This window comes from Mesotoga sp. HF07.pep.5.2.highcov (genome assembly GCF_003666285.1).
Taxonomy (GTDB): domain Bacteria; phylum Thermotogota; class Thermotogae; order Petrotogales; family Kosmotogaceae; genus Mesotoga; species Mesotoga prima.
Window position 1 is genome coordinate 1 of sequence record NZ_JFHJ01000520.1, and the last position, 1032, is coordinate 1032.

1 protein-coding gene is annotated in these 1032 nt (G+C 48.4%); it reads left to right on the top strand.

Annotation, left to right across the window (positions count from 1 at the left end):
* Positions 1–999 (top strand): ABC transporter substrate-binding protein (locus tag BG32_RS11080; RefSeq protein ID WP_147434981.1); only part of this gene is annotated, 999 nt, incomplete at its 5' end.
* Between the last annotated feature and the right edge of the window lie 33 nt (positions 1000–1032).

Sequence of the window (1032 nt, forward strand, 5' to 3'; positions counted from 1 at the left end):
GCCGACCCAACTTTCGATATCGGAAAGTTCATGCCACAGGTTCTCAACTATTACCGGGTAAACGGCAAACTCTATTCGATGCCGTTCAATTCATCAAACGCAATCGTTTTCTACAACAAGTCTCTCTTTGAAAAGGCCGGTCTAGATCCGCATAATCCTCCGACTACTTTTGAAGATTTCATCGAAGTGGCCAGGAAGCTTACCATAAAGGACTCGGCTGGAAACGTGGAGCAGGCAGGATTTACCGTATCTCTTAATTCATGGTTCTTTGAGCAACTACTGGCGGCACAGGACGCCCCGCTAATTGATCAGAACAACGGCAGAACCGGAAGACCAACGAAGGCAGTCTTCAATACTCCTGAAGGTCTGGCGATCTTCGAGTGGTGGAATACCATGTCGCAGGAAGGTACAATGATAAACACGAAGTTTGAAGACTGGACCGCTGCAAGAAACCTGTTTATTTCGCAAAAAGCGGCAATGTTGATGACTTCCACTTCGGATGTCGCCCTGATGATGGAATCCGCCAAGACGAACGGTTTTGAGCTTGGTAGTGTCTTTTTGCCAAGACCCTCTGATTCGAAAGCTGGAGGAGCGATCATAGGCGGTGGAAGTCTCTGGCTTATCGATGGCCATCCAGACGAAGAAACCAAGGCTGCCTGGGAGTTTATCAAGTTCATGGCTAGCACCGAGCAGCAGATTGAATGGCACAAAGCCACTGGATACTTCCCGGTTAGAAAGGATTCCGTTGAGAAACTCGTTGCCAGCGGGTATTACGGTGATTACCCGGATCACCTGACAGCGCTCTTACAACTTCTGCTTTCAGTCCAGAGTTACAATACTAACGGAGCAATAACTGGAGCATTCCCTGAGATAAGAACCGTGGTAACAACCGCGATTGAAAAGATGATCGCCAAAGAAATGACTCCTTCCGAGGCGCTGAAGTACGCCGAAGATGGAGCAACTCAAGCAATTCGCGACTATAACGAAGCCAATTACTAATGCTCTTTTATTGGCCGGAGCGGGCGATCAGCC